Source organism: Variovorax ginsengisoli, assembly GCF_030811835.1.
In the GTDB taxonomy this organism is placed as follows: domain Bacteria; phylum Pseudomonadota; class Gammaproteobacteria; order Burkholderiales; family Burkholderiaceae_C; genus Variovorax; species Variovorax ginsengisoli_C.
Window position 1 is genome coordinate 250,714 of the sequence record NZ_JAUSRO010000008.1, and the last position, 25,250, is coordinate 275,963.

Sequence of the window (25,250 nt, forward strand, 5' to 3'; positions counted from 1 at the left end):
AGGCCTGAAGCGAGTGTGATTCGCGGCATCGCCTGACACGATGCGATGTTCGCGAACAACATAAGCACGAGATAATTCGAGCGCGATGAAGAGCCGCACTTTGCAACTCACATCGTTGCTCACATAATTTGAGCATTGGATTTTTCTATGTTGACCTGGGACGAAGAAGTCAAGCCATCCTTGCCGCAAGGATCGCCACAACCATCACAAAACGGTGCGCAGAATGCGCGCCCGGTGGACGTGCCGACTTCGCCAAGCGCAGCCCCTGCGCACGCATCCACGCCCGCCACTGCGCCCGTTCAGGCCGCCGTCGCACACCGCGTGAAGGCCTCGGACAAACGCATCATCAACGGCCAGACCGACGTCAATCAGCTGGTGCCGTTCAAGTACAAGTGGGCCTGGGAAAAATACCTCGCCACCTGCGCCAACCACTGGATGCCGCAGGAAGTGAACATGACGCGCGACATCGCGTTGTGGAAGGACCCGAACGGCCTGACCGAAGACGAGCGCCGCATCGTCAAGCGCAACCTCGGCTTCTTCGTGACCGCCGATTCGCTGGCTGCCAACAACATCGTGCTGGGCACGTACCGCCACATCACGGCACCCGAGTGCCGCCAGTTCCTGCTGCGCCAAGCCTTCGAGGAAGCGATCCACACGCACGCCTACCAGTACATCGTCGAGTCGCTCGGCCTGGACGAGAGCGAGATCTTCAACGCGTACAACGAAGTCAAGTCGATCCGCGACAAGGACCAGTTCCTGATCCCGTTCATCGACGCGATCAGCGACCCCAACTTCAAGACCGGCACGCACGAAACCGACCAGACACTGCTCAAGTCGCTGATCGTTTTCGCCTGCCTGATGGAAGGCCTGTTCTTCTACGTCGGCTTCACGCAGATCCTCGCATTGGGCCGCCAGAACAAGATGACCGGCGCTGCAGAGCAGTACCAGTACATCCTGCGCGACGAGTCGATGCACTGCAACTTCGGCATCGACCTGATCAACCAGCTCAAGCTCGAGAACCCGAACCTCTGGACAAACGAATTCAAGGCCGAGATCAAGGCGCTGTTCATGAAGGCGGTCGAGCTCGAATACCAATACGCCGAAGACACCATGCCACGTGGCGTGCTCGGCATGAACGCCTCCATGTTCAAGGGCTACCTGCGCTACATCGCCAACCGGCGCGCGCAGCAGATCGGCCTGGAAACGCTGTTCCCGAACGAAGAGAACCCGTTTCCGTGGATGAGCGAAATGATTGACCTGAAGAAAGAGCGCAATTTCTTCGAAACACGCGTGATCGAGTATCAATCGGGCGGTGCGCTCTCCTGGGATTAGTCTTTTACGCACGACAATCGATGCATTCAGAATTGCCCTCACCAGCGACCGCGTCTGAGAACGTGGCGGTGGTGCGGGCGCAGGTGTTCATGGTGCTGGAGCTTGAAATCCAACGCCATGAATCGCTCCACGTTCACAAGCGGGCATGGAGCGCTTCAAAAGGTTGATTTTTCAACTTGATCAAGGAGAATGAAAATGGCAACTGCAAAGAAAGCATCGGCGAAGAAAGTCGCTGCAAAGAAGCCGGTGACGGCCAAGAAGGTTGAAGCGAAGAAGGCACCTGTGAAGGCTGCCACCAAGAAGGTCGCTGCAAAGAAGCCGGTCGCCGCCAAGAAGGCCGTCGCGACCAAGAAGACCGCCGTGAAGGCAGCAACCAAGAAGGTCGTCGCGAAGGCCGCAGCGCCCAAGGCAGCAGCCAAGCCAGTGACCGCCAAGGCGCCAGCGAAGAAGGTTGCGGCCAAGAAAGTTGCAGCGAAGAAGGTAGCAGCCAAGAAGGTCGCCACCAAGGTCGCAGCCAAGAAGGCCCCGGCGAAGAAAGCCGTTGCCGTCAAGGCACCTGCGAAGAAGGCTCCGGCAAAGAAGGTAGCGGCCAAGAAGGTCGCCACCAAGGCTGCCGCCAAGCCCGCGTCGAAGCCTGCTGCCAAGAAGGCCGCAAAGCCTGCCGCCAAGGCGCCCGTCGCCCCTGCCCCTGCGCCTGCTGCACAAACGACGCTGAACCCGCAGGCTGCCTGGCCGTTCCCGACCGCCAGCAAGCCCTGAGTCGCTCTGCGCCCCTGAAGGCGAAAAGCCCGGTACCTCACGGTGCCGGGCTTTTTTTATGCCGCCGGTCAGGGCGGCATGGGGCACCTCAAAGCCCGAGCGCCTCGCGGTCGACCTGGTAGTTCTGCGGACCGCGAACGGCGATCTTGAGCGCGCCGATCCGGTTGCCCAGCGCCGCACAATCCACCAGCGACCAGCCCTTCTCCAGACCGAACAGCAGCGCGCCGCGCCAGGCGTCGCCGCACCCGGTCGGATCGACGATCCCGGTGGGAACGACCGCCGGTACCACGGTGCATTCACCCTTCACCCAGACCTCGCAGCCTTGCGCCCCCAACGTCACCACCAGTCCCTGCACGCGGCGCGAAATCTCTGCGCTGCTCCAGCCCGTGCGGTCGCTGAGCATCCTGGCCTCGTAGTCGTTGACGGTGACCCAGTCCGACTGCTCGATGAAGCGCGTGAGTTCGTCGCCGTTGAACATCGGCAGGCCTTGGCCTGGATCGAACACGAATGGAATACCGGCCACTTTGAATTGCGCGGCATGCTCGAGCATGGCATCCCGCCCGTCCGGCGAGATGATGCCCAGTCGGATATCCGGACGTGCCTCGATCTTCGTCAGGTGTGCCTGCTGCATCGCACCGGGATGAAAAGCCGTGATCTGGTTATTGGCGAGGTCGGTGGTGATGAAGCACTGCGCGGTGTAGGTGTCGCTGAGCTCACGCACGAACTCCGTGCCGATGCCGAGTTCGCGCAGGCGTGCAACGTAGTCCGCGCCGTCATTGCCGACGGTGGCCATCGGCAACGCCTGGCCGCCCAGCGCGTTGAGGCTGTAGGCGATGTTGCCCGCACAGCCGCCGAAGTCGCGGCGCATCTCCGGCACCAGGAAGGACACATTGAGAATGTGCAACTGGTCCGGGAGGATCTGGTCGGCGAAGCGCCCACCGAAGGTCATGATCGTGTCGAACGCGAGGGAACCGCAAATCACTGCTGCCATGGGATGAACCGTTGAAGGAGAAAGGAATAGAACAGGCGTCGGTGCAGGCGCTCAGGCGCCGCATCCCACCCACGAACAGAGCGTGTCGCGCCAACGCAGGGCCAGCAGCGCAGCAAACACCAGCACGGCCAGACCGATGACGAAGGCGATGCGCCGCGCACGGCGGGGTACTGCCGCGGGCGGGGGAGTGACCGTGGTGGCACCCAGGCGCTCCCGGGCGCTGCGCGCCACCGCGGCAGCGTCGACCTGGGCGCGATGCGCTGGGCCATCGGAAGGCAGGTGTATGTCGGCTTGACGCAGCACGGCCACGGGCGGGGTGATCAGCGCCTCGGTCGCCATCTCGGCCGCTGGCGCCTGAGGAACGGGTGGCACAGGAAAAGGCAGCGGTGGCGGTGGCGGCGCAGCAACAGGGCTGGACGCAAACGTTGCTGCGACCGTCGGCGGCGCCGTCCCGACACCCAGATCCAGCGATGGGAGGTTGCGCAGCGCCTCGGCAGGCGCGGGCCCCGTCCAGGGCGCGTCGTCTTCTTCGTCGTCGTGCAACCCAGCGGGTGCAGTGGGCGCATCGGGGATGGCGGCTGCAGGTCCTGCAGGCAGCATTGCCGTGTCGGTCGTGTCGAACACCCGGCTGCAGCGACCGCAACGCACCCAGCCGTCGGACGCACGCAACTGCTCGGGCGCCACGCGAAAGGTGGTGCCGCAGGAGGGACAACAGGCAGTGGTGCTCATGCGCGCCGATTGTAGGTCGGGGCTGCGGTGCCCCTCCCCTGGCTCACAGGCGCGCCGTCATCAGGATCCAGCCGTCCTCGCTGTCGCTCACTTCGAGGTTGGCGTAGGGCGCGTAGGCGAGCTTGAGTTCGTCGGCCTGGCGCTCCAGGATGCCGGCCAGCACCAGCGATCCGCCTGCTGCCACGCGCTCGCACAGCAGCGGTGCGAGCACCTTGAGGGGCGTCGCCAGGATGTTGGCCAGCACCGTGTCGTAGTGCCCTTGCACGGCGTCGGGCAAGCCCGCACGAAGCTGCACACGGTTGGCCTCGGCGTTCAGGCGAGTGGATTGCACCGCGGCTTCGTCGATATCGACCGCGTCGATGTCGAGCCCGCCGAACTTCGCCGCGCCGATGGCAAGGATGCCCGAACCGCAACCGTAGTCGAGCACGCGGCCGAGCGCGGCGCGCTGGCGCGTGGCGATCCAGCGCAGGCACATGCGGGTGGTCGGGTGGGTGCCGGTGCCGAAAGCCAGGCCCGGGTCGAGCCGGATGACTTCCCGCGCCTGGGCAGGCGGCTCGTGCCAGGTCGGCACGATCCAGAATTCAGGCGTGATCTCCACCGGTGCGAACTGCGACTGCGTCAGGCGCACCCAGTCCTGCTCGGGAACGTCGGCCACGCCAAGCAACTGGCAACCGTCGAAGAAGTCCTGTGCGTGGAGCACCTGAGCCGCCTCGCGCGCAAGCACCTCGGTCTGGAACAGCGCGATCACGCGCGACCGCTGCCAGCCCTCCTTGGGCGGCGGCATGCCGGGCTCGCCGAACAGCGCCTGCTCGGCATCGGTCTGCGCGTCGGCGTCCTCGACCGACACGCTCAGCGCGTCGAGCGCGTCGAGCGCGTCGCTGACGGTCTCGACCCGGTCTTCCGGCGCCATCAGACGAAGTTCAAACATGACAAATCCCTCTTCTCTTCACCAAGAACACCGAGGAACCGGCTCTGCCGGGCCTCCGGTGTTGCCCCCGGTAGGGGGAAGGCGCAGCGACACGAAGTGCGCGAAGCCTGGGGGCGAGTCACCGCTTATGCGCCGCCAGCCACTCTTCAAGGTAGTGGATGTTGGTCCCGCCGGCCATGAACTTGGCGTCGACCATCAGCTCGCGGTGCAGCGGGATGTTGGTCTGGATGCCTTCGATCACGGTCTCGTTCAAGGCGGTACGCATGCGCGCAAGTGCCTGGTCGCGGGTGTCGCCGTGCACGATGATCTTGCCGATCATCGAGTCGTAGTTCGGTGGCACGAAGTAGTTCGTGTAGACGTGCGAGTCGACGCGCACACCCGGGCCGCCCGGCGGATGCCACATCGTGATGCGGCCCGGCGACGGCGTGAACTTCCAGGCGTCTTCGGCGTTGATGCGGCATTCGATGGAATGCCCGCGCATCTCGATCTGGCGCTGCGTGAACGGCAGCTTCTCGCCGGCAGCCACCAGGATCTGCGTCTTGACGATATCGATGCCGGTGGTGAATTCCGTCACCGGATGCTCCACCTGCACGCGCGTGTTCATCTCGATGAAATAGAACTCGCCGTTTTCGTAGAGGAACTCGAAGGTACCGGCACCGCGGTAGCCGATCTTCTTGCAGGCCGCCACGCAACGCTCGCCGATCTTCTCGATCAACTTCCGTGCGATGCCCGGTGCCGGCGATTCCTCGATGACCTTCTGGTGGCGTCGCTGCATCGAGCAATCACGTTCGCCCAGGTAGACGGCGTTCTTGTGCTTGTCCGCCAGGATCTGGATCTCGATGTGCCGCGGGTTCTGGAGATACTTCTCCATGTAGACGGCCGCATTGTTGAAGGCTGCGCCGGCTTCCGCCTTGGTCATCTGGATCGCGTTGATCAGCGCTGCCTCGGTGTGGACCACGCGCATGCCGCGCCCGCCACCGCCGCCGGCGGCCTTGATGATCACCGGGTAGCCGATGGCCCGCGCAATGCGCTTGTTGGTCGGCGCGTCATCCGACAGCTCGCCTTCGGAACCGGGGACGCAGGGCACACCCGCCTTGATCATCGCCTGCTTGGCCGACACCTTGTCGCCCATGATGCGGATCGACTCGGGCGTCGGGCCGATGAACTGGAAGCCGCTTTGCTCCACGCGCTCGGCAAAATTCGCGTTCTCGCTGAGAAAGCCGTAGCCGGGGTGGATCGCCTCGGCGTCGGTCACTTCGGCCGCCGAGATGATGGCCGGCATGCTCAGGTAGCTCAATGCCGAGGGTGCCGGGCCGATGCACACGGCTTCCTGTGCGAGCTTGACGTACTTTGCTTCGCGGTCCGCCTCGGAATAGACCATCACGGCCTTGATGCCGAGTTCGCTGCAGGCTCGCTGGATTCTTAAGGCAATCTCACCGCGGTTGGCGATCAGGATCTTCTTGAACATGGTCACTCGATGATGAACAGCGATTGACCGTATTCGACCGCCTGTCCGTTCTCGCCGAGGATCTGGGTGATCGTGCCCGACTTGTCGGCTTCGATCTCGTTGAGGATCTTCATCGCTTCGATGATGCAGATGGTGTCGCCTTCCTTGACCTGGCTTCCCACTTCGACGAAAGCCGGAGCGCCCGGGCTCGACGAGCGGTAGAAAGTGCCAACCATGGGCGACTTCACGACATGGCCGGTGGCCGCGGGCGCAGCAGCCGGCGCAGGCGCCGCAGCAGCGACAGCCGCCGGTGCGGCCGCGGGGGCAGCAACGGCGCTTTGCACGTACTGCACGGGCGCAGCCTCACCCGCCTTGACGATGCGGACCTTGCCTTCGGCCTCCGTGATTTCGAGTTCGGAAATATTCGATTCGGACACCAGATCAATCAGTGTCTTGAGCTTGCGCAGATCCATGGGACTCCATCACCGGACATCGCCGGCCATTAGGACATAACTCGCTTGAAAAGCGGCTTATTGAGACGTTCGCACGGCTACCGCCGCGTCGTGGGGGCGGATTCTACCCGTGAACTTATGCACGCAACCATGCGTCCAGATCGGAGGGTTCGAGCTTGCCCATTTTACGCGCGGCCACCGTGCCATCGGCGGCAATGACCAAAGTGAAGGGAAGGCCACCAGTTGTATTGCCCAGTGCGCGAACCAGGTCGGTGCCCTGCAGGCCGGCCAGCCCGATCGGAAAGTCCACCGGCGTCCGAGCCAGGAATTTGCGTACGGCGCTCGGTTGATCAATGGCCAAACCCACCACTTGCCAGCCGTTAGGCGCATGTTCGCGATAGAAGCGATTGACCATTGGCAACTCTTCCACGCAGGGCGGACACCACGTCGCCCAGAAGTTGATCAGCACCGGCTTGCCCTTGAGCGTGGCGAAATCAAGTTCGCCCCCCTCGGGTCGGTCGAATCTGGAGGCCCAGACGCTGGCGTCCAGCCGCTCACCACGGGGTGTGGCGCTGTGCCGCCACCAGGCGCCACCCAGGCCCGCGGCGGCAGCAACCGCCGCAACGCCACCAAACAGCAGGCCACGCCGACCGGCCTGCGAGCGTGGGGAGGTCGATGACGTCGATGCCGGGGAACTCATACCGTGTCTTTCTCGATCAGGCGGCGCAACGCCGCCAGGTTGCCCCGCGGCACGCGGCCCTGGCCGTCGGGCTTCAATGCACCCCGCAGGTCGTCGAGGTCATACACGAGGAGGTGAACGCCGATCTCCTCGTTGAGCAGGCGGCTCATCGCATGCACGCTGAGCGCCTCGACCTGCTCGCCATGAAAGCCCGTGACCATGCGCGGCTCGTAGTCGACATGGTGGTCGATCAGCGCGATTTCCGCGGACTTGGAGTCGTCGCAGAACAGCTGGATATAGATGTCCGACAGCCGCGTGGCCGTGCCATGCCACACGGCGCCACCGATGTGCGGACGAAAAACCTCCATGCGCGTCATCCATTCGAGCGCGAGTTGCCGCAGGGCACGCAGCTCCGCAGGCTGGGTATCGGCGCAGAACAGCGCAATGTAGTCGCGCACTTCGGCCTCCACATCGTCGTTGTGGGGCAGCGCGGTGCGCGTCGACAGCCCCATCTCACGCAGCGCCCGGCGCTTGGCAGGGCCGTACTCCAGCCCCTCTTCGACCACGAGGCGGGCAGCAACGGCGGCGATTTCGCGCTTGGGCGTGTCCATCCGGACATTCTGCCCGCACTGCAGCATTCGCAGAAGCCCCCAGCCGGCACCGTCCCTAGAATCTGCAGATGCATATTCATATCCTCGGCATCTGCGGCACCTTCATGGGTGGCGTCGCCGCCCTCGCGCGCGAAGCGGGCCACCGCGTCACCGGGTGCGACGCCGGCGTCTACCCGCCGATGAGCGACCAGTTGCGCGCGCTCGGCATCGACCTGATCGAAGGCTTTTCGGCCGACCAGCTCGCCCTGAAACCCGACATGTTCGTGGTGGGCAACGTGGTTTCCCGGGCGCGCCTGCCCGACGGCACCCCCAAGTTCCCGCTGATGGAAGCCATCCTGGATGCCGGGGCGCCCTACACCAGTGGCCCGCAGTGGTTGGCCGAGCACGTGCTCCAGGGCCGGCATGTGCTGGCCGTGGCCGGCACGCACGGCAAGACCACGACCACCTCGATGCTGGCCTGGATCCTCGAACGCGCGGGCCTGGCCCCCGGCTTCCTGGTGGGCGGCGTGCCGCTGGACTTCGGCGTTTCGGCGCGGCTGGGCGCCCAAGGCACCTTTGTGATCGAGGCCGACGAATACGACACCGCCTTTTTCGACAAGCGCAGCAAGTTCGTCCACTACCGCCCGCGCACCGCCATCCTGAACAACCTCGAGTTCGACCACGCCGACATCTTCGACGACCTGGCAGCCATCGAGCGGCAGTTCCACCACCTCGTGCGCACGGTGCCCGCCACCGGCCGCGTCGTGGTCAACGCCACCGAGGCGAGCCTGCAGCGCGTGCTGGCGCAAGGCTGCTGGAGCGAGGTCTCGGATTTCGGCACCAGCGACAGCGACCGCGGCACGCTTGCCGAATGGCAACCGCGCGGCAGCCACGACGCATTCGACGTGCTGCGCCATGGGCAGCCCGTCGGGAAGGTCGCCTGGGGTCTCTCAGGGCTGCACAACCAGATGAACGCGCTGGCCGCCATTGCCGCGGCGGAGCATGTGGGCGTTGCACCCGCGCTCGCCGCGACGGCGCTGGGCAGCTTCCGCAACGTGCGCCGACGCATGGAACTGCGCGGCACGGTGGCGGTGGCCGGCGGCGAGGTCACGGTGTACGACGATTTCGCGCACCATCCGACCGCCATCCGCACCACGCTCGACGGCCTGCGCCGCAAGCTCGACACCGAGGGCCGCCGGAACGACCGCATTCTTGCCGTCTTCGAACCGCGCAGCAACACGATGAAACTGGGCGCCATGGCCGCCCAACTGCCCTGGAGCCTGGAGGCGGCCGACCTCGCTTTCTGCCATGCAGCCGGGCTCGACTGGGACACCGCTGCCGCGCTGGCGCCGATGGGCACGCGCGCCGTGGTGGTCGATGCCATCGCGCCGCTGGTGGCGAAGGTGGTAACCGCGGCACGCCCCGGCGACCACATCGTCTGCATGAGCAATGGCGGCTTCGGCGGCGTGCACGACAAGCTGTTGAAGGCGCTGTCGTCGCCCGCGCCACAGGCCGGGCTTTGACGGCACGGGACCGGCAAGCGATGCCGGTCGTCAGGGTGGCGACAACCAACGCCGGCTTTGCGTGGCACGCGCGATGTCTTCCTCGCGGAACGGGAAGTGCAGCCAGTCTTTTTTCGCATAGCGCGCCACTGGCGCGATGCCCTTGCCGTTGCTGACTGCGGTTTCACGCTCGCCATGCGCCAGCAGCGTGTGCGCCTGCACGCCGTGCAGGTCGAAATAGACGACCTGCAGATAGGTGTTGCCGTGCGATCGGTCGCCCATGGTGTAGTCGCCTTCATGGGCGCAGGCCACCGTGAAGTAGCCTTCGGCGTCGCAGCCACCCCACAGCGGCAGCTCACGGCCATTGCTGCGGACGAACCTGCGTTCGCCCAGCGGCGTGTCGAGCGCCCAGCCCTTGCGAGCCATGTCTTGCACCGCGCCGGCCAGCGCTTGCGCCACGCGTGGATCGCTGGTGTCGATGTCCGACGGCGTTGTGAGCGCGGCGGTTGCCGAAAAAGGCTGCATATCAAGGTTCTTTGCCGGAATCCTCAGCACACGGGCCCACAGGAAGTCCCATAGCAGCGCGCCACGGTCGACGGCATCGGCCCGGTTGGACCAGTGGCGCAGCACCTGGCAGGCCTGCCGCACGTCGACCGTGCGCGCCTTCGCGGCGGCATCCTCGGGCGGCAACTCGACCGTGCCGGAGGCGCAGGCGCGTTCAAGCACGGCAGTCTTGAAGTGGTCTGCGGTGTAGGAGCGGGCTTCCAGTGTCTGGTGCATCACGCGCCCGGCAAGCGCCCGCACCGACGTTTCGCCTGCAGCCGCAAGGCCTGCCGCGATCGCATGCCCTTGCCTGCCGCGCATGGACAGCGGCCGGCCCTCGCCCCCCAGGATCGATGCGAACCCCGTCAGTGGTTGCGCCGGGTTCGTGAGCCAGTAGCTGTCGTTCATGTTGGCCACATAGTCCTCGCGCAGCAGGTGGGGCATCTGTTCGGCGCCCAGCGTGCCGGGTTGCACTGCCGCTGGCGGGGACTGCCATTGGCACGCGGCCCGGCTGCCATCGAGCATCGGGGTTGCCGGATCGAGCGCAGCGAAGACCTTCGACAACGGGGTGGCGCACGCGGCACGCAGTGCGTCGGACACGCCGGGTACCGCACCGATATCGGCGTACCAGACCCGCCCGTCGCCACGCCCGATGGCTGCGGTGTTGACCCACGGCATCGCCATCTCTTCGCGTTGGATGCGCATGAATTCGTCGAGCGAGCGCGCCTGGTTCCAGCGAAAGAAGTTGCGGAAAATGCGGGGGTTGTCGGCGTTGACGTCGCGAATGGCCAGTGCCTTGCGGGCGCCCCAGCCCAGCGCGGCGTTGCGCGCACCCACGTCGACCACGGGTCCGAAGCGCGTGCGGTACAGCGTGCGGCGCACCAGGTCCAACGAGCCGTCGGCCCGGCGCACCGGCACGGTCAGCGGTTGGGCGCGCATGGCTTCGGAACGACCATCGACCAGGTAGCGTGTGGGGTCGGTCGGATCCAGCGTCAGGTCGAACAAGCCGAAGCGCCGCGCAGCGGATACGGTATGGCTCCAGGCCACGTCGTTGTTGAAGCCGATCATGATGAGGGGGATGCCCAGGAAAGACACCCCCGCCACGTCCAGCTTGCCGGGCAGCGTGAGATGCGCCTGGTAGAAACGATCGGGGCCACCCCAGTACCAATGCGGGTTGCCGAACAGCACGCTGCTGCCGCGCTCGCCGGTCGCTGCTTGGCCGAACGCAAGCACGTTGCTACCGATGCCAGACGCGTCACCCACAGGTATGTCAAGCCGTGAGGACAGCGAGAACTTGTCCGTCGGCGCAGGGGGCGCGACCGCGGCAGGCTTCGCATTCACGATTTCCGAGACGAAGTGTGTGTAACCGCCCGCCAGCCCGGCAGCCACCATGCGACGGTAGATGTCTTCGGGGCCGATGGTGCGCACCCACGACGCGCCCGCGCAGGCATGCGCAGCATCGGTTTGCTCGCCCGCCTGCAGTGCCCGCACATGGCGGTTGTAGCCCTCGGCATAACCGGCGATGAGTTCGTCGAGCTCGACCGGCTGCTCGCGCTTCAGGGCTTCGACGGCATCGTCGCCGGCAAAAGCACGAAAGAAGAAATCGAGGTCGATGTTGGCAGGCGTGCCGAAGGTGGAACGCGTCTGCGGCTTGGCCTCTGCCCCGAAGTACAGCGAGCGCTGCCCGCCGAAGGTGACGAAGGCGTCGGCCAGCGTGCACAGCGCGTCCTCGGCCTGCACCTGGCCCAAGCCGATGCCCAACCCGCGCCAGGTGGAGGCTCGGACATGGGGGATGCCGTCGGCGGTGCGGCGGATTTCGATCGACGCGTTGGGCAATTCAGGCCGGCCCCATGCAGGGGCGGTGCCGATGCATGCGCCCACAACAGCGATAACGGCGATGCGACGGCCCCACGCACGAGGTCGGGATCTGGGTCGGGGTCTAGGGGTTGATTTCACTTGTTCCTCAGGACACTTGCGAAGCAGCGGGGGCTTACGCGGCCTACGATTCGGGCGATCTCAGCGTTCGTTTTGTGCAAGCGCGCCACCATCGCCCTGCCATCCACCGCCAAGCGCGCGGTACAACGCAACGCGCGCCTGCAACCGGGCCAGCCGCAGTTGAACGCCCAGGTCCTGCGCTGCATACAGCTCGCGCTGCGCGTCGAGCAGCACCAGCAGCGTCTCGGCGCCCGCGAGGTATCGCATTTCCGAAAGCTGCGCTGCACGACGTGCCTGCAACAGTTCGTCGGCCTGCGCCGATGCCTGCGCATCGGCTCCCGCGATCGCCTGGAGCGCCGTTTCGGCGTCCGCAAAGGCGCCGATGATTGCGGCACGATAGGCTGCACCCAACTCCTCGCGCCGCGCTTGGGCCAAGTCGCGCTCGCCCGCGAGCCGCCCACCGTCGAAAAGGGGCGCCGCCAAGCCGGCAGCCAGGCTGTAGATGGGGTTGTCGAACAGCCCGCCAGGCGCCTGACCCTGCATGCCAAGGGATGCGCTCAAGGTGATGCGCGGGAGCATCGCGGCACGTGCCGCCTGCACGTTCGCATCGGCAGCCGCCAGCCGCGCCTCGGCCTGCGCGAGATCGGGACGACGCACCAGCAATTGCGATGGCACCCCTGCCGCGACAGCGGGAATCCGCAGCGCCTCGAGCCGCCCTCGCTCCACCGCTTCCCTCAGCACCAGCTCCGATGCGGTCAAGCCAAGCAACAGGGCCAGCGCAGTCTGGGCGTGGCGCACCTGCTGCTGCAGGTAAGCACGTTCGCGCGCTCGCGCTGCCACCAGGCCACGCTGCTGGGCCAGTTCCAGCGGTGCGGCTGCACCGGCGCGCTCGCGCGACTCCACCAGCCGCAAGACCCGCTGCGCATTCTCGAGGCTACTGCCTGCGAGCGCCACGCGTTCGCGCAGGCCCAGCAGCTGCAGCCAAGACGACGCGACCTCGGCGGTCACGCTCAGTTGCAACGCATCGCGTTCGAAGACGCTGGCACGCAGGCCCTGCCGCGCCTCCCGGTGCAGTGCATCCTGGCGCCCCCATAGATCGAGCTCGTAGCGCGCCGCGAAGCCAATCGCCTGTTCATTGCCATCGACCTGCGCCTGCCCGCCCATGCGGGCCTGGCGGCTTGCATCGACCTGGCCTGTCAGTTCGGGCAGCCGCTGTGCACCCGCGATGCGCGCCTGTGCCCTTGCAGCGCCAACACGGGCCAGCGCCATCGCCAGGTCCTGGTTACCCATCAGCGCCTGCGCGATCACCGTGTCGAGCTCGGCGCTGCCCAGGTGGCTCCACCAGTGCGCATCGACCGCCGCAGCGTGCGCATCAGGCTGCGCGCCTTCCCAGGAGGGGGGCACGTCCACCGCGTGCGGCTGCAGATCGGCGGGCGCGACAGCACATCCGGCAAGCCACAGGGCACCAACCCAGGGCAGGGGCGACAGGCGCTGGCGCCAACCCATTTGATTTTTCAGCATGCTTGCCATGGTTGCGACTACTGCGAGGCCAGTGCCACGACCGGATCGAGGCGCGCCGCGTTCCTCGCAGGCATGAAGCCGAAGATCAGGCCCGTCAACACGGCGCAGCCGAACGCACCGAGGCTGGCCAGGAGGGAGAAGACCACCGGCACGCCCGCCAGCATCAGCACGGCAACGATCGCAAGCCCCACGATCACACCCAAGGTGCCGCCCGCCGAAGTCACGAGCACTGCCTCGGTCATGAACTGCCGCAAGATGTCGGTCTGGCGCGCACCGGTTGCCATGCGGATGCCGACCTCGCGGGTGCGCTCCCGCACCGTCATCAGCATGACATTCATCACGCCGATGCCGCCCACGACCAGCGAGATCGTGGCGATCAAGCCCAGCATCATCGTCATCGCCCGCGCGGTCTCCGTCTGCATGCGAATGGCCTCGACGCGATTCCAGACATGCACATCACGCACCCTGCGCTTGTGCGCCAACCGGTCCTCAATGGCATCCGCCGTGGCCGTGGCCTGTTGCATGTCGCGCACCTGCACGGCGATCCAGGTTGGGTTGCGGTGGCCGAAGATGCGTGCCGCGGCCGCCGAGAACGGGACGACCACGCGGTCGTCCTGATCTTCACCGTCCGTTGTTCCTTTGGCCGCGAGCACGCCGATCACCTGGAACGGCACCTTGTCGATCAGGATCTCCTGCCCGACCGGATCGCTGCCATCGGCGAACAGGGTCTTGCGAACGGTTTGCCCTATGACGGTCACCTTGGCCGCACGCTCCTCGTCCACTGCGTCGAACATCGTGCCCTCGGTGACGCGCCATCCCAGCACGTGGTTGAAGCCGACCGTGGTGCCGCCCCCCTCCGAGCCATGATCGACGTTGCCGCGCCGTACCACCACGCGCTCCTCGATGTAGGGCGTTGCGGCTTCGACATTCGGCAGGCTACGCACGGTGTCCACGTCGTCGAGGGTGAGTGGAGCGCTCGGCGCACGCGCGCTGCTCTCACGGGCGGAGATGAACATGGTGCGAACACCGAAGGTCTCGAATTGAGCAAGCACCTGCTTTTGCGAGCCACCGCCTACGGCCAGCATCGCAATGACCGACGCGACGCCAATGACGATGCCCAGCAGTGTCAGCCCGGTACGGAAGCGATTGCTCCACATCACGCGCCAAGCGGCACGCGCCGCCTCATTCAGATCGGCGGATATCGATGCCTGCCCGTGGCCAAGTGCGCACCCGCCATCGTGCGACTGGGCGGTCCCTGCGGCGGCATGCGCATCGCCGGAGTCGGCAACGATCTGCCCATCGCGAATCTCTACGATACGGTTCGCCTGCGCGGCAATCTGCCGGTCGTGCGTGATCAGGATCACCGTATGGCCGGCATCGGCGAGTTCGTGCAGCAGCTTCATGACCTCTGCGCCACTCTCGCTGTCGAGCGCGCCGGTGGGCTCGTCGGCCAGGATGATGCGTCCGCCGTTCATGAGCGCGCGTGCGATGGCCACGCGCTGCTGCTGCCCACCCGACAGCTGGTGTGGCCGGTGGTCGAGCCGCGCGCCCATGGCCAGCCGCTCAAGCAGCGCGGTGGCACGTGCCCTGCGCTCGGCTTCGGGCATGCCGGCATAGAGCGCGGGGATCTCGACGTTCTCCCGCGCCGATTCGGTCTGCACAAGGTGATAGCCCTGGAACACGAACCCAAATGCCTCGCGGCGCAGACGGGCGAGCGCGTCGGCATCGAAACCGGAGACATCCTTCCCCTCGAACAGGTAGCGTCCGCTGCTCGGTCGGTCGAGGCACCCGAGAATGTTCATGAGCGTGGACTTGCCGGAACCCGATGCGCCCACGATGGCAACAAACTCCCCTGCACGGATCTTCAACGAAATGCCGCGAAGCACCTGCGTGGGCGATGGATCGTCACCCGTTCGCTGTGGCTGACCGTACGACCTGCGGATGTCCTGCAGCTCGATCAGTGACATCGCTTGGCTTGCCATCGCGCTCATGGGTTCGCGGTCTTGCCATCGGCTACGCCGGTCACGATACGGTCGCCCACCTGGATGCCGTCGAGCGCCTGCGCGGCGACGCGGTTGCGCACGCCGACACGGACTTGCCGCGGCTGGACACTGCCGTCGGCGTGCAACACCTGCACCGTGAAACGGTCCGTACCTGGCACGGGCGCCAGCGCGGCTGCGGGCACGACCACCGCATCGGCGGCGGCCAACTCCACGAACGTCACCTGGGCGGTCATCTGCGGCATGAGTTCGCCGTCTGCGTTGGCTATGTCAAACAACGCGGTGTAGACCACCACCTTGCTGGGCGCGGCGGGTGCGGCGGTGTTGCTGTCGCTGCCGCCAGCCTTGGTACCCGGCAGGGGTGGTGCGGGCAGCACTTGACGCACCTTGCCATGCCAGCGGCGCTGGCTGTTGCCCAGCGTGGTGAAGTAAACCGGCATTCCCGCCTTGACACGCCCCACGTCGGCTTCCGATACCTCGGACCACACGGTCATCGAAGACAGGTCGGCGATACGCAGCACATCGGGCGTCTGGTAGGTGGCATTGAGTGTTTGCCCCTCACGCGCAGCGACGGAGACTACCGTACCGGCCATCGGGGCATAGATTCGCGTGTAACCGAGGCGCGCCTCGTCGGCCTTGAGGGTCGCTTGCGTCTGCGCCATCTGGGCCTGAAGGTTGTCGATGCGCGCGGCGGCCGAAGCGAGAGCAGCCTCTGCGCTCTGCACGTCCTCCTCCCGTGTGGCACCGTCGGCAGCCATCTGGCGCTGGCGCGCCTGCTGCTGGCCAGCCAGGCGATGCTGGGCGCGCTGGTCGGCGAGTTGGGCACGAAGTCCTGCCAGCGAGGCGCGGCCGGCATCGACCGTGGCACGTTGCAAGCTGGGATCGATCTCGACCAGCAATTGCCCCTGCGCGATGACGTCGCCCGGCTGTACGTGAAGCCGCAGGATCTGCCCCGAGACCTGGGCACCGACATCCACATAGCGCCGCGGCTGCAATGTGCCGAACGCAGTAACGCTCGATTCGATGGACGCACGCCACGCCGCAGTCGACTCGATCTCGCCCGCTGGACGACGTGTCCAGAGATAAGTGGTCGCGGCCAAAATCAGAAGTAAGCCGGGCAGCAAGTAAACGATTCTTCGCATTTCGATGGGTCAATGGCTCATGGGCACGGCGCCGCGCAGCGCCGGCCTGTCAATCTATATCTGGACGGCCTGGGATTCACCATGCACCGCATGGCGCGTGCGGTACGTCGCGGCAAGCAGGGCATTGCCGATCTCGCCCGTGCGCACCGAAGTCACCGACAGCAACGTGTCGCTGATGCCGTGGCTGTCCTCGCAGGCACCTTGCAGGAAGACACCCGGATGGAAGTCCGGAGTGGTCTTGAGGCGGTAGTAGCGGTCTACCGCCAAATCGCCGAGGTAGGCTTCCAGTGGGCGCAGCAGCTCCCTGTGCTGCTCGCGCGCATACCCCGTGGCCAAAACGACTGCGTCGTACCGTGCAGTGCTTTCCTTTCCCACATCCCGGTCGCGCAGCGTCAGGTAGATGCCGTCCGCGGCAGCGCGCACCATACTCACATCGTGCTGGCACAGCATGCGAAGACGGTTGCCGCGCGCGACCTTCTGGTCGTAGAAGGTCTTGAATATCTGCTGAATCAGGTCGAGGTCGGCCACCGCATAGTTGGTCTGGGACACCTCGTCGAGCAACGCGGCACGCTCGTCGCTCGGGCGGCTGAACACGTAGTCGGTGAAGTCCACATTGAAGACTTCATTGACGAAGGGGCTGTCGTCGGCCGGACGGATCGAGCGGGCACGCATGATCAGGTCGACCTGCGGCGCATTCGGCCGCGCCTGCAGGTCCATGAATATCTCGGCCGCGCTCTGGCCGGCGCCGATGATCGCGACGCGCTGAGCCTGATCGTGGCGCGCGATGTCCTTGAGGTAGCTGTTGGAGTGGAAGACGCGCGCGTCGGCGCGCAGGGCGCGAAAGCCGTCGGGGATATTGGGCGTGCCGCCGATGCTCACCACGAGATTGCGCGCGAGCCGCTCCTGCACGTGGCCGTCTGCACGGCGCGAACGCACGCGCAGCAGCGAGACTTCGCCACCTTGCTTTTCGGGCAGCACCTCGAACACCTCTTCGCCGTAAGCGCACGATTCCTCGAACTGGCGCGCAGCCCAGCCCAGATAGTCGTTGAACTCGTGGCGGCTGGGATAGAAGCTCTTGAGGTTGATGAAGTCCGGCAGCCTGCCGTTTTCGTGCAGGTAGTTGATGAAGGTGAAGCGGCTGGTGGGGTTGCGCAGCGTCGCCAGGTCCTTGAGGAACGAGATCTGCATGTGCGCCTGCTCGATCAGCATGTGGGGATGCCAGGCAAAGCTGGGCTGCCGCTCGACAAAGAGCGCGTCCAGCGCCTTGCCGCCATGTCGCTTTTCCTCGAGCGCGATGGCCAGGGCGATGTTCGACGGGCCGAACCCGACGCCGATCAGGTCATGAATGTGTTGCATGGATCTTCAACTCCTGTGGTGATGGCGGGCGTCCCCCGGTGGCGGCGGATCGCCATTCCTGCGTTCCTCTTTCAATCTCGGTGAGCCTCTGCACGCTCAGGCCGCAAGGCTTTCCAGGTGCGCGCGGCCCTTGTCCTGGACGACCTGCCCCGCGCGCATGGTGACGATGCGGTCGGCCAGGTGGAAGTAGCGGTCGTCGTGCGAGATCACGACCAGCAGGTGCCCCTTGGCGCGCAGTTCCGGCAGCAGTTCGGTGTAGAAAAGATGGCGGAAGGTCGGATCCTGGTCGGCGGCCCATTCGTCGAACACCAGCACCGGCCGGCCTTCGAGGTAGGCATGCACCAGCGCCAGGCGCTTGCGCTGGCCCGTCGAAAGGTCGAGCGTGCTGAAGGAACCGTCCTTCACGCTGACCTTGTGTGCGATCTCCAAGCGCTGCAGATAGGGCTGCGCGGCCTGCGGCAGCGACGCCGTGGCACCCGCCTTGCCGTCCTTGCCCTGGCCCACGAGGTCCTCGAACAGATAGAAGTCGGAGAACACCGTGGTGAACAACTGCCGGTAGTCGTCGCGGGTCTCGGGCGTCACGACGGCGCCGTCGCGCAGTATTTCGCCGTCTTGCGGTGCATACAGGCCGAGCAGCAGCTTGATGAGCGTGGTCTTGCCCGAGCCGTTGTCGCCCACCACGAAAACCGTCTCGCCGCAGCGCAGGTCCAGGTCGATCGGCCCTAGCACGAAAGGCTTGCCACCATCGGCCGACTCGAAGGCATAGCGCACGCCGCGCATGACGATGCCCCGCTCCAGGGCCACCGGCGCCGCATTCTGCGATGCCAGGTGCAGATGAGGCTCGGGCGTAGCAAAACGCGCCGACAGATCGGCGATGCGCTGGAACGCGACCTTGGCGCGCCCGACGTTCGGCAGCGTGCCTGCGATCTGATCCATCGGCCCCTTCAGGAACAGCAGCACCAGCACGAAGCCGCTGAGCACCGCGGATTCGGTGGTGCGAAAGGCCGCCCAGCCGAGGATCAGCGCGATCAGCAGGAAGAAGAGTGCCGAACTGAAGGCGGCGGCGACCACATAGGTATTGATGGCGCGGCTGTTCACCACGCGGATGCGATCGACGATGCGCTCGATCTGGTCGCCGAACATGCGGGTGCGGCGTTCGCGGTGCATGCGCAGTTCCTTGGCGCCCTCGCTAATCGCGCGGTACGCCTTGTGCAACTGGTCTTCCTGCTCGCGCGCCTTCCAGAAGCCGGCTTCCGCGCGGGTCTGGGTCAGGGACTGGATCGTGATGCCGATGACGAGCGCCACCAGGAGCAGGCCGAAGAGAGGCAGCGACAGCCAGGCCAGGTAGCCGAGACAACCCATCGCCACGGCCACCGAGATGAGCGTGGACGACAGCACGAAGGCCGCGTCGCTGATCATGTCCACGTCTTGCGACAGCACGGGCATGAGGCGGTGGGTGCGGTAGCGCTCCAGCGCGTCGATGGGGGCCGAGAGAATCTTCTGCGCCAGGCTCTTGCGCACCTGGGCCACCAGCCGCTGGCCGACGAAATTGGTCGAGACGTCCGAAGCCACGCGCCCCAGCAGCGCAATCAGGCTCAGCGCGATGAAGGTCAGCAGCAGTCCGCCGGCCATGCCGCCATCCTGGTTGAGCACCTCGTTGATCGTGCGCAGCAACGCCACCGTCGCGCCGCCCGCGCCGATGCCGGTGATGGCCGACAGCACGATCCACGGCGTGAATGGTTTCAGGAGGCGCGCAACTTCCGCGGCGTTGCTACTGTTGGATGTCATTTCTCAAAGCTCTTTCCGCCCCGCAGGGCGACTTGCAGCCGGCTGCGTGCAACCGCCGCCGGACCGAAATGGCCGGAGGAAGCCGCAGCGCAGACAATCCTCCCGGTCGGCACGACGCCGCCTCCCCTATAGACGCTTGTGGCCGGCCGATGTTCATGGCGCGATCCAGAAAGCGCCCACCGGTCGATGAACAAGTGCCGCGCCAGCGCGTCTGTACAGGGTGCACGCTGCGCCTCTTCACCCCCTCTTTTTTCGCCTCGCCGACTGCCGGCGTGCCGGCCGATGATTGCGTTGCTGGCCCCTCTCTTCGCGGGTGCGCTCGCGCCGCTGGGGGAAAGACTCCAGTGCGCCGACGCGCCGCCGCCGGGCGCGGTGCGCGTGGCGGACCTGGTAGCGTCGCCAGCGCTGCTGCGCGAGGTGCTCGACCGCCATGCGCGGTACAGAGGGGTCGCCGGCAACGACCTTCGCGCGGTGGCCTCGGCGTGGGTGCTCGACTACGCCGAGGTGCTGCTGCCGCCGGTGGTCGCAGCAGCCAGCGCTCTGCACCACGTCTTTCCGGTGTCAGCGGACAGCATCTGGCTGCAGACGGACCGCGGCGGCAACCCGGTGTGCTTCCATATCCGGCAGACAGGCGTGGCGCGGCCCGGCGCCGACACGGCCGAGCGCTATGCGCCGTTGCTGGAAGGCCATCTGGCGCCACTCTTCCAGGCGCTGGTGCGGTTGACGCGGGTGGCGCCGAAAATCCTGTGGGGCAACACCTCGCGCAACCTCGAACCGATCCTCGACCAGGTGCTGGCCGCCACCGGCGGCGCGGCGCCGATCACAGAGGACAAGGCGCATCTGCTGGGCGAACCCGCCTGGCCGACATGCGACGGCCAGGCACTGCGCGACAACCCGCTCTTCGGGCGCCAGCGCGAGGTGCGGGAGATCTTCGAGGAAAAGCCCGTGTCGTTCAGGCTGCATCGCCAGTGCTGCCTCTATTACCTGCTGCCGCACGAAACCCATTGCAATGCCTGCCCTCTCTCGCCCGCCCACCGCAAGGGCGAGGAGGAAAGCGAACTCGAACAGCCTTCGGCCTGAGCGGTACTCCACCCGGTTCGGTGAACGCGGCGTGAACAGATTGCGCGCAATTTCGTCTTTTCCTCTAGGCACGCACGGCGCCCGGTCGTACCTGCCCGTCGCATTCATCCTCTCTTCACTGCACACCATGTCCAAGGCAAAGCTCGTCTACATCCTGTCCTTGAGAAATGCCGCCGCCGACAGGGCCGGCCAGAACGTCGACTACAAGGGCGAGCCGCGCTACATGAAATCGCCGCTCGAGTACCTGGCCCAAGCGCTGGACACCACGCCGCTGGGCGATCTCTATTCGCTCGAAGGCGTGATCTACGACGACGACGCCCAGTCGCCGCGCGACCAGGCCGCGCTGGCGGACTACGGCTTCGCATGGCATCCCGAGCGCAAATGGATCTTTCCGGCCGAACTGCGCGCGCAGGGCCGCCTTGTGCGCGACATGCTGCATCCCGTGCCCTCGGCCTACCGGCGGCTGCCGCTCGGCGCGCCCGCACGCGCGCCCGGAAAGAGCGCCTTCGAGCGTGCGCTGCTCGACAAGCTGCTGACGCTGCAGGCCGATCTGGTGTTGCTCGACGGCCTCCTGGTCATCCTGGACGAACTCGTGCGGCCTGGTGCGCGTTTCGAACGGCGCATGGTCAACATCCATCCCGGCATCACGCGCACCGAATCCCCCTACGAACGCCGCGGCGCCTGCGCCACGCTCGACGCGCTGTACGGCGTGCAAGGCAAGAAGGTGGTGGACTGGTCAACGATGGAAAAGGCCGATGTGCCCGTCGTCAGGAAGACCGGCGCGTCGCTGCATTACGTGGACAACGGCATCGATTCGGGCGAAGTCATCTTCGACGCGCTCAAAACCGACATTGCACCCGACGACACCATCCTCGAGCTGCGCTGGAACAACTTCAACCGCAGCCTCTTTCCGGCGCTTCATCAAGGACTCACCCTACTCGCCCCTCACGTTCGACGCGGCGCAGCGAATTGAGGCCGCTTTTTCGGCCCGACTCAAGCATCGCCGTCGCGCCGAGCCACAAGCACGTAATCGTCGACCTCGAGCAACAAAATTTTCTTACGTGTTGCGACAAGAAAATATAAATGAGAACACTTCTCATTAAAATCCAGCCATTTCATTGTTTTTCTATACCTAGCGAGTACATCCATGCGTCCTCTTCCCTTGCCTCGCCAACGTCTGCTAAGTGGCTCACTCGCAGCGGCTTTTGGAGCCGCCTTGACCCTCTGCACGTCTGCAGCTTCGGCGCAGACACAGGCGCCCGCCGAGCCCGCACCGCCAGTGCCGACATCGGACAACACGCTGCGGGAGGTGCGGGTCACGGCCGAGGGAGAAGACCCGATCGGCCCGGTGACCGGCTACGCCGCCAAGCGGAGCCTGACCGGAACCAAGACCGACACACCCATCATCGAGATTCCTCAGTCGATTTCCGTCATCGGCCGCGAGGAAATGGATGCACGGGGCGCGCAGAACACCATGGAGGTGGTTCGCTACACCCCGGGCGTCGTGACCAGCGTCTACGGCATCGACAACCGGGGTTGGGAAGACATCACCATCCGGGGGTTTTCCGGGCTTCTCAGCATCTACCAGAACGGTTTGGCGCAGACGCCGTTCAACGTCACCAACTACATGAGCGACCCCTACATGTTCGAGCGGGTCGAGGTGCTGCGCGGTCCCTCATCGATGATCTTCGGCCAGGGCGATGCGGGCGGAATCACCAACCGGGTCACCAAGCTGGCATCGGGCGAACGCACCCGCGAGATCGAACTGCAGTACGGCAGCTTCCAACGCAAGCAGTTGGCCTTCGACGTCGGCGACAGCTTCGGGGAAAACTCCGACCTGAGCTTTCGACTGATCGGCGTGGGCCTCGACAGCAACGACCAGGATCGCTATCCCGACGGCCACAAGCTCAATCGCACGCGCACCGTGTTGGCACCTTCGCTACGCTGGGAGCCCAGTGCAAAGACATCCTTTACGCTGTATGGCGAGTACATCAAGAACAGTGCGGCCGAAGACGCCTATTTTGTCTCCGATGCTCAGCGCCAACCCACAGGGGTGAAGCCTGGCGACTACAGCTTCAGCGGCATCAAGCAGGACCAAAAGAGCATCGGCTATCGCTTCCAGCATGAATTCGCCGATGGCTGGACGGTGCGCCAAAACTATCGCTTCTCGAAACTGAGAATGGCCCGCCGCGTGGTCTGGGTCGACGGCGTCGAAGAAGACGGACGCACGCTCGACCGGACCGCCCGCACCTGGAATGATCCGATGTCGCAGTCGGTCATGGACACCAGCGTGGAAGGCAAGTTCAAGACCGGCACGGTGCAGCACACGCTGCTGGCGGGCGTCGACTGGAACCAGCAGAAGGGTTCGACGAACCAGTACAGCGACGCCGCGCCCACACTGGATCTCTACACGCCGATCTACGGCCAGTACATCCCGACTCCCACCACACCGCTCAACATCTACCGGCAGGACACGCGGCAGATTGGCTACTACTTGCAAGATCAGATCAAGTTCGACGACCACTGGGTGCTCACGGTCGGTGGCCGTCAGGACCATGTCCGCCAGATCACGGACGACACGCTGAACAACGCGTACACGGTACAGCGCGACAACGCGTTCAGTGGCCGCGCCGGCCTTACCTACCTCTTCAGCAATGGCGTCGCGCCTTACCTCAGCTACGCCGAATCGTTCCAGCCCAGTTCCGGCCTCGACGCAAACAGCGACCCTTTCAAGCCCACCCGCGGCAAGCAGGTGGAGTTGGGCGTCAAGTACCAGCCCACGGGCAGCAAGATGCTGATGACCGCCGCGCTGTTCGACCTTCGCAAATCCAACGTGGTCTCCTACGACCCGACTACTTACGAAGGCCGGCAGATCGGCAAGGTGCGCTCGCGCGGCCTCGAGTTGGAGGTCAAGGGCGAACTGCTTCCGGGCCTGAACATCGCGGCCGCGTACACCCAGATGAACACCACGGTCACGAACAGTTCGGACCCCGAGGAAATCGGGCAACGCCTCCCCTTGATTCCCAAGCAGCTCGCCTCGGTCTGGCTGGACTACACGATGGGCAACGGCGTCGGGTTCGGCAGCGGCATCCGTCACCAAGGAAACACCGCCGGCGACGAGCACAACACTTTCTTCACGCCGGGCTTCACTGTCCTGGACGCGGCCATTCACTACGAGCAGGGTCCGTGGCGCTTCGCGCTCAACGTGTCCAACCTCACCAATAAGAAGTACATCGCGGGTTGCTACGTGGACACCTGCTACAACGGCATTTGGCGCTCGGCGACGCTGACGGCGCGTTACAAGTTTTGATCACGTCGGCACGTGCCAGTGCGCGTTGAATCACCTTCGAGCCCTGGCATTCTTTGAGGGCGGTCCCACGGGCCGCGCCTTGCAGCGCGCTCATGCTGTCTCGAGCGAATCCGCCGCGCACTGCGCGGCTGCGGCCGCATCCGCCGACACCATCGCAAACTGCACGTCCGCAAGCAATGCTTCGTGCCGGACGATCCCCTGGTGATCCGAATCGATCTCGAAACTCGCCCGCGGCTTCACGGCCAAGTCCTGCAGCAGCATTGCCTTCTCTTGCGCAGTCCTGCGTCGGCTCCACCAGACATGAGGCAACACCGCCAACCGCGGCAGCGGCGGCATGGCTGCGATGGCCGTATTGAACCGGCGCGCCGCCGCCACCTTCGCGACGATGTCGATCGAACCCATGTCGATGCCGAGCTCCGCAAGAATCTCGCCCACCGCGCGGTTCACCGCGTCTTCGGGTGCATCGCGGATCGACTCGAAACGATCGAGCACGGAACCGACCCGTACATCGCCGGCACCCTCGCTGGCCACGTCGGCGACGAACTGCCGCAGGTCGTCGTACCAGCTGCCTGCATCGAACTCGTCGTCCATCACGAAGCTGTCGACCAGTCCGACGAACGCCACCTGCACGCCCGACCTCTCGAGCACGCTGGCCGTGTGCATCGCCATCACAGTGCCCAGCGACCAACCGAGCAGGGCCACGGGACCATGGGGCTGGGCTGCGCGAACCATGCCGGCAAAGCGCTCGGCCATCTGTTCGACGGAGTCGAGGCGGTCCGTGTCGACGTAGCTCAGGCCATAGACCGCACGCGCGTCTTCGAGACGGCGCGCCAGAGCCTGGTAGTCGAGCGCGTTGCGCAGTCCCGGTGCGATGCAGAACAGCGGGATGCCGCATGCGGATGCGCGGTTGTCGCTCAGGCGCTGCAGCGCCGAGGTCGACGGGGCGAGCGGCGCGGCCGTGCCCGCCATCAGTTTGGCAATGGTTTGCTTTTGGAGCAGGTCCTGAAGCGACAGCTGCAGCCGCGGCTCCGGCATGCGCTGGATGCGGGCGAGCAGCCTGAGCGCCATCAGCGAATCGCCGCCGAGCTCGAAGAAGTTGTCGTTACGCCCCACGCGCTCCACGCCCAGCACCTGCGCCCACACCGCCGCCAGCGCCTGCTCCACCT

20 protein-coding genes are annotated in these 25,250 nt (G+C 65.6%); 6 read left to right on the forward strand and 14 right to left on the reverse strand.

Annotated features, from left to right (window positions below; genetic code table 11):
• The first annotated feature begins 147 nt into the window (after positions 1–147).
• Positions 148–1,332, forward strand: a complete 1,185-nt coding sequence (locus tag J2W36_RS14650; protein ID WP_307690482.1) for a ribonucleotide-diphosphate reductase subunit beta — start codon at positions 148–150, stop codon at positions 1,330–1,332.
• A 195-nt stretch (positions 1,333–1,527) separates the two neighbouring features.
• On the forward strand, positions 1,528–2,091 hold the full coding sequence (locus J2W36_RS14655) for a histone H1-like DNA-binding protein (RefSeq protein WP_307690483.1): 564 nt from the start codon (positions 1,528–1,530) through the stop codon (positions 2,089–2,091).
• Between the two features lie 88 nt (positions 2,092–2,179).
• Here the strand turns inward: J2W36_RS14655 and J2W36_RS14660 are convergent, their stop codons facing one another.
• From J2W36_RS14660 to J2W36_RS14690, 7 genes are all read right to left on the reverse strand, one after another.
• A complete protein-coding gene (locus J2W36_RS14660; RefSeq protein WP_307690485.1) occupies positions 2,180–3,082 on the reverse strand; it encodes a carbohydrate kinase family protein in 903 nt (300 codons plus the stop codon).
• A gap of 51 nt (positions 3,083–3,133) precedes the next feature.
• Positions 3,134–3,811, reverse strand: coding sequence for a zinc-ribbon domain-containing protein (locus tag J2W36_RS14665; protein ID WP_307690486.1), 678 nt, complete (start codon positions 3,809–3,811; stop codon positions 3,134–3,136).
• A 43-nt stretch (positions 3,812–3,854) separates the two neighbouring features.
• A complete protein-coding gene (gene prmA / locus J2W36_RS14670; protein WP_307690487.1) occupies positions 3,855–4,739 on the reverse strand; it encodes a 50S ribosomal protein L11 methyltransferase in 885 nt (294 codons plus the stop codon).
• A 118-nt stretch (positions 4,740–4,857) separates the two neighbouring features.
• Positions 4,858–6,207 carry an acetyl-CoA carboxylase biotin carboxylase subunit gene (accC, locus tag J2W36_RS14675; RefSeq protein WP_307690488.1) on the reverse strand — a complete coding sequence of 450 codons (1,350 nt, stop codon included), beginning with the start codon at positions 6,205–6,207 and terminating at the stop codon, positions 4,858–4,860.
• Between the two features lie 2 nt (positions 6,208–6,209).
• Entirely contained in the window at positions 6,210–6,659 is a 450-nt protein-coding gene (gene accB, locus J2W36_RS14680; protein ID WP_307690489.1) for an acetyl-CoA carboxylase biotin carboxyl carrier protein, read from the reverse strand.
• A gap of 115 nt (positions 6,660–6,774) precedes the next feature.
• Positions 6,775–7,338, reverse strand: coding sequence for a TlpA family protein disulfide reductase (locus J2W36_RS14685; protein ID WP_307690490.1), 564 nt, complete (start codon positions 7,336–7,338; stop codon positions 6,775–6,777).
• Positions 7,335–7,928 (reverse strand): hypothetical protein, encoded by a 594-nt coding sequence (locus tag J2W36_RS14690; protein WP_307690491.1) that lies wholly within the window; start codon positions 7,926–7,928, stop codon positions 7,335–7,337. The genes J2W36_RS14685 and J2W36_RS14690 overlap by 4 nt, the downstream gene beginning before the upstream one ends.
• A 68-nt stretch (positions 7,929–7,996) precedes the next feature.
• Here J2W36_RS14690 and mpl point away from each other — a divergent pair, with 68 nt between their 5' ends.
• A complete protein-coding gene (gene mpl, locus J2W36_RS14695; RefSeq protein ID WP_307690492.1) occupies positions 7,997–9,430 on the forward strand; it encodes a UDP-N-acetylmuramate:L-alanyl-gamma-D-glutamyl-meso-diaminopimelate ligase in 1,434 nt (477 codons plus the stop codon).
• 30 nt (positions 9,431–9,460) lie between these two features.
• Here mpl and J2W36_RS14700 read toward each other — a convergent pair whose 3' ends face one another.
• The 6 genes from J2W36_RS14700 to J2W36_RS14725 form a co-directional block, all read right to left on the reverse strand.
• Positions 9,461–11,833 carry a penicillin acylase family protein gene (locus J2W36_RS14700; protein ID WP_307690493.1) on the reverse strand — a complete coding sequence of 791 codons (2,373 nt, stop codon included), beginning with the start codon at positions 11,831–11,833 and terminating at the stop codon, positions 9,461–9,463.
• A gap of 135 nt (positions 11,834–11,968) precedes the next feature.
• The gene (locus J2W36_RS14705) at positions 11,969–13,408 is read right to left on the reverse strand and encodes an efflux transporter outer membrane subunit (protein WP_307690494.1); all 1,440 of its coding nucleotides are present in this window, start codon (positions 13,406–13,408) and stop codon (positions 11,969–11,971) included.
• Positions 13,409–13,425: 17 nt separating this feature from the next.
• Positions 13,426–15,390: a MacB family efflux pump subunit gene (locus J2W36_RS14710; RefSeq protein ID WP_307690495.1), complete on the reverse strand. Its 1,965-nt coding sequence runs from the start codon at positions 15,388–15,390 to the stop codon at positions 13,426–13,428.
• A 5-nt stretch (positions 15,391–15,395) separates the two neighbouring features.
• Entirely contained in the window at positions 15,396–16,550 is a 1,155-nt protein-coding gene (locus J2W36_RS14715) for an efflux RND transporter periplasmic adaptor subunit (protein ID WP_307690496.1), read from the reverse strand.
• A gap of 54 nt (positions 16,551–16,604) precedes the next feature.
• A complete protein-coding gene (locus tag J2W36_RS14720) occupies positions 16,605–17,906 on the reverse strand; it encodes a lysine N(6)-hydroxylase/L-ornithine N(5)-oxygenase family protein (RefSeq protein ID WP_307690497.1) in 1,302 nt (433 codons plus the stop codon).
• Between the two features lie 96 nt (positions 17,907–18,002).
• Positions 18,003–19,694 carry a cyclic peptide export ABC transporter gene (locus J2W36_RS14725; protein WP_307690498.1) on the reverse strand — a complete coding sequence of 564 codons (1,692 nt, stop codon included), beginning with the start codon at positions 19,692–19,694 and terminating at the stop codon, positions 18,003–18,005.
• A 282-nt stretch (positions 19,695–19,976) separates the two neighbouring features.
• Between J2W36_RS14725 and fhuF the strand changes: the two genes are divergently transcribed.
• The 3 genes from fhuF to J2W36_RS14740 all read left to right on the forward strand — a co-directional run bounded on the left by fhuF (position 19,977) and on the right by J2W36_RS14740 (position 24,084).
• Complete coding sequence (fhuF, locus tag J2W36_RS14730) at positions 19,977–20,774, forward strand: siderophore-iron reductase FhuF (protein ID WP_307690499.1); 798 nt, start codon at positions 19,977–19,979, stop codon at positions 20,772–20,774.
• A gap of 127 nt (positions 20,775–20,901) precedes the next feature.
• The gene (locus tag J2W36_RS14735) at positions 20,902–21,747 is read left to right on the forward strand and encodes a formyltransferase family protein (protein ID WP_307690500.1); all 846 of its coding nucleotides are present in this window, start codon (positions 20,902–20,904) and stop codon (positions 21,745–21,747) included.
• Between the two features lie 243 nt (positions 21,748–21,990).
• Complete coding sequence (locus tag J2W36_RS14740; RefSeq protein ID WP_307690501.1) at positions 21,991–24,084, forward strand: TonB-dependent siderophore receptor; 2,094 nt, start codon at positions 21,991–21,993, stop codon at positions 24,082–24,084.
• A gap of 90 nt (positions 24,085–24,174) precedes the next feature.
• Here J2W36_RS14740 and J2W36_RS14745 read toward each other — a convergent pair.
• Positions 24,175–25,250, reverse strand: a 1,076-nt coding sequence (locus tag J2W36_RS14745; protein WP_307690502.1) for a thioesterase domain-containing protein, incomplete at its 5' end; no start/stop codon positions are given.

What these genes read in the sequence shown, in the direction of transcription:
- J2W36_RS14705 (WP_307690494.1), bottom strand. Translation starts at nt 13,408, where the DNA reads ATGCTGAAAAATCAAATGGGTTGGCGCCAGCGCCTGTCGCCCCTGCCC.
- J2W36_RS14735 (WP_307690500.1), top strand. Translation starts at nt 20,902, where the DNA reads ATGTCCAAGGCAAAGCTCGTCTACATCCTGTCCTTGAGAAATGCCGCC.
- J2W36_RS14665 (WP_307690486.1), bottom strand. Translation starts at nt 3,811, where the DNA reads ATGAGCACCACTGCCTGTTGTCCCTCCTGCGGCACCACCTTTCGCGTG.
- J2W36_RS14710 (WP_307690495.1), bottom strand. Translation starts at nt 15,390, where the DNA reads ATGGCAAGCCAAGCGATGTCACTGATCGAGCTGCAGGACATCCGCAGG.
- J2W36_RS14655 (WP_307690483.1), top strand. Translation starts at nt 1,528, where the DNA reads ATGGCAACTGCAAAGAAAGCATCGGCGAAGAAAGTCGCTGCAAAGAAG.
- J2W36_RS14650 (WP_307690482.1), top strand. Translation starts at nt 148, where the DNA reads ATGTTGACCTGGGACGAAGAAGTCAAGCCATCCTTGCCGCAAGGATCG.
- J2W36_RS14685 (WP_307690490.1), bottom strand. Translation starts at nt 7,338, where the DNA reads ATGAGTTCCCCGGCATCGACGTCATCGACCTCCCCACGCTCGCAGGCC.
- prmA (WP_307690487.1), bottom strand. Translation starts at nt 4,739, where the DNA reads ATGTTTGAACTTCGTCTGATGGCGCCGGAAGACCGGGTCGAGACCGTC.
- J2W36_RS14715 (WP_307690496.1), bottom strand. Translation starts at nt 16,550, where the DNA reads ATGCGAAGAATCGTTTACTTGCTGCCCGGCTTACTTCTGATTTTGGCC.
- J2W36_RS14690 (WP_307690491.1), bottom strand. Translation starts at nt 7,928, where the DNA reads ATGGACACGCCCAAGCGCGAAATCGCCGCCGTTGCTGCCCGCCTCGTG.
- J2W36_RS14720 (WP_307690497.1), bottom strand. Translation starts at nt 17,906, where the DNA reads ATGCAACACATTCATGACCTGATCGGCGTCGGGTTCGGCCCGTCGAAC.
- mpl (WP_307690492.1), top strand. Translation starts at nt 7,997, where the DNA reads ATGCATATTCATATCCTCGGCATCTGCGGCACCTTCATGGGTGGCGTC.
- accC (WP_307690488.1), bottom strand. Translation starts at nt 6,207, where the DNA reads ATGTTCAAGAAGATCCTGATCGCCAACCGCGGTGAGATTGCCTTAAGA.
- J2W36_RS14725 (WP_307690498.1), bottom strand. Translation starts at nt 19,694, where the DNA reads ATGACATCCAACAGTAGCAACGCCGCGGAAGTTGCGCGCCTCCTGAAA.
- fhuF (WP_307690499.1), top strand. Translation starts at nt 19,977, where the DNA reads ATGATTGCGTTGCTGGCCCCTCTCTTCGCGGGTGCGCTCGCGCCGCTG.
- accB (WP_307690489.1), bottom strand. Translation starts at nt 6,659, where the DNA reads ATGGATCTGCGCAAGCTCAAGACACTGATTGATCTGGTGTCCGAATCG.
- J2W36_RS14660 (WP_307690485.1), bottom strand. Translation starts at nt 3,082, where the DNA reads ATGGCAGCAGTGATTTGCGGTTCCCTCGCGTTCGACACGATCATGACC.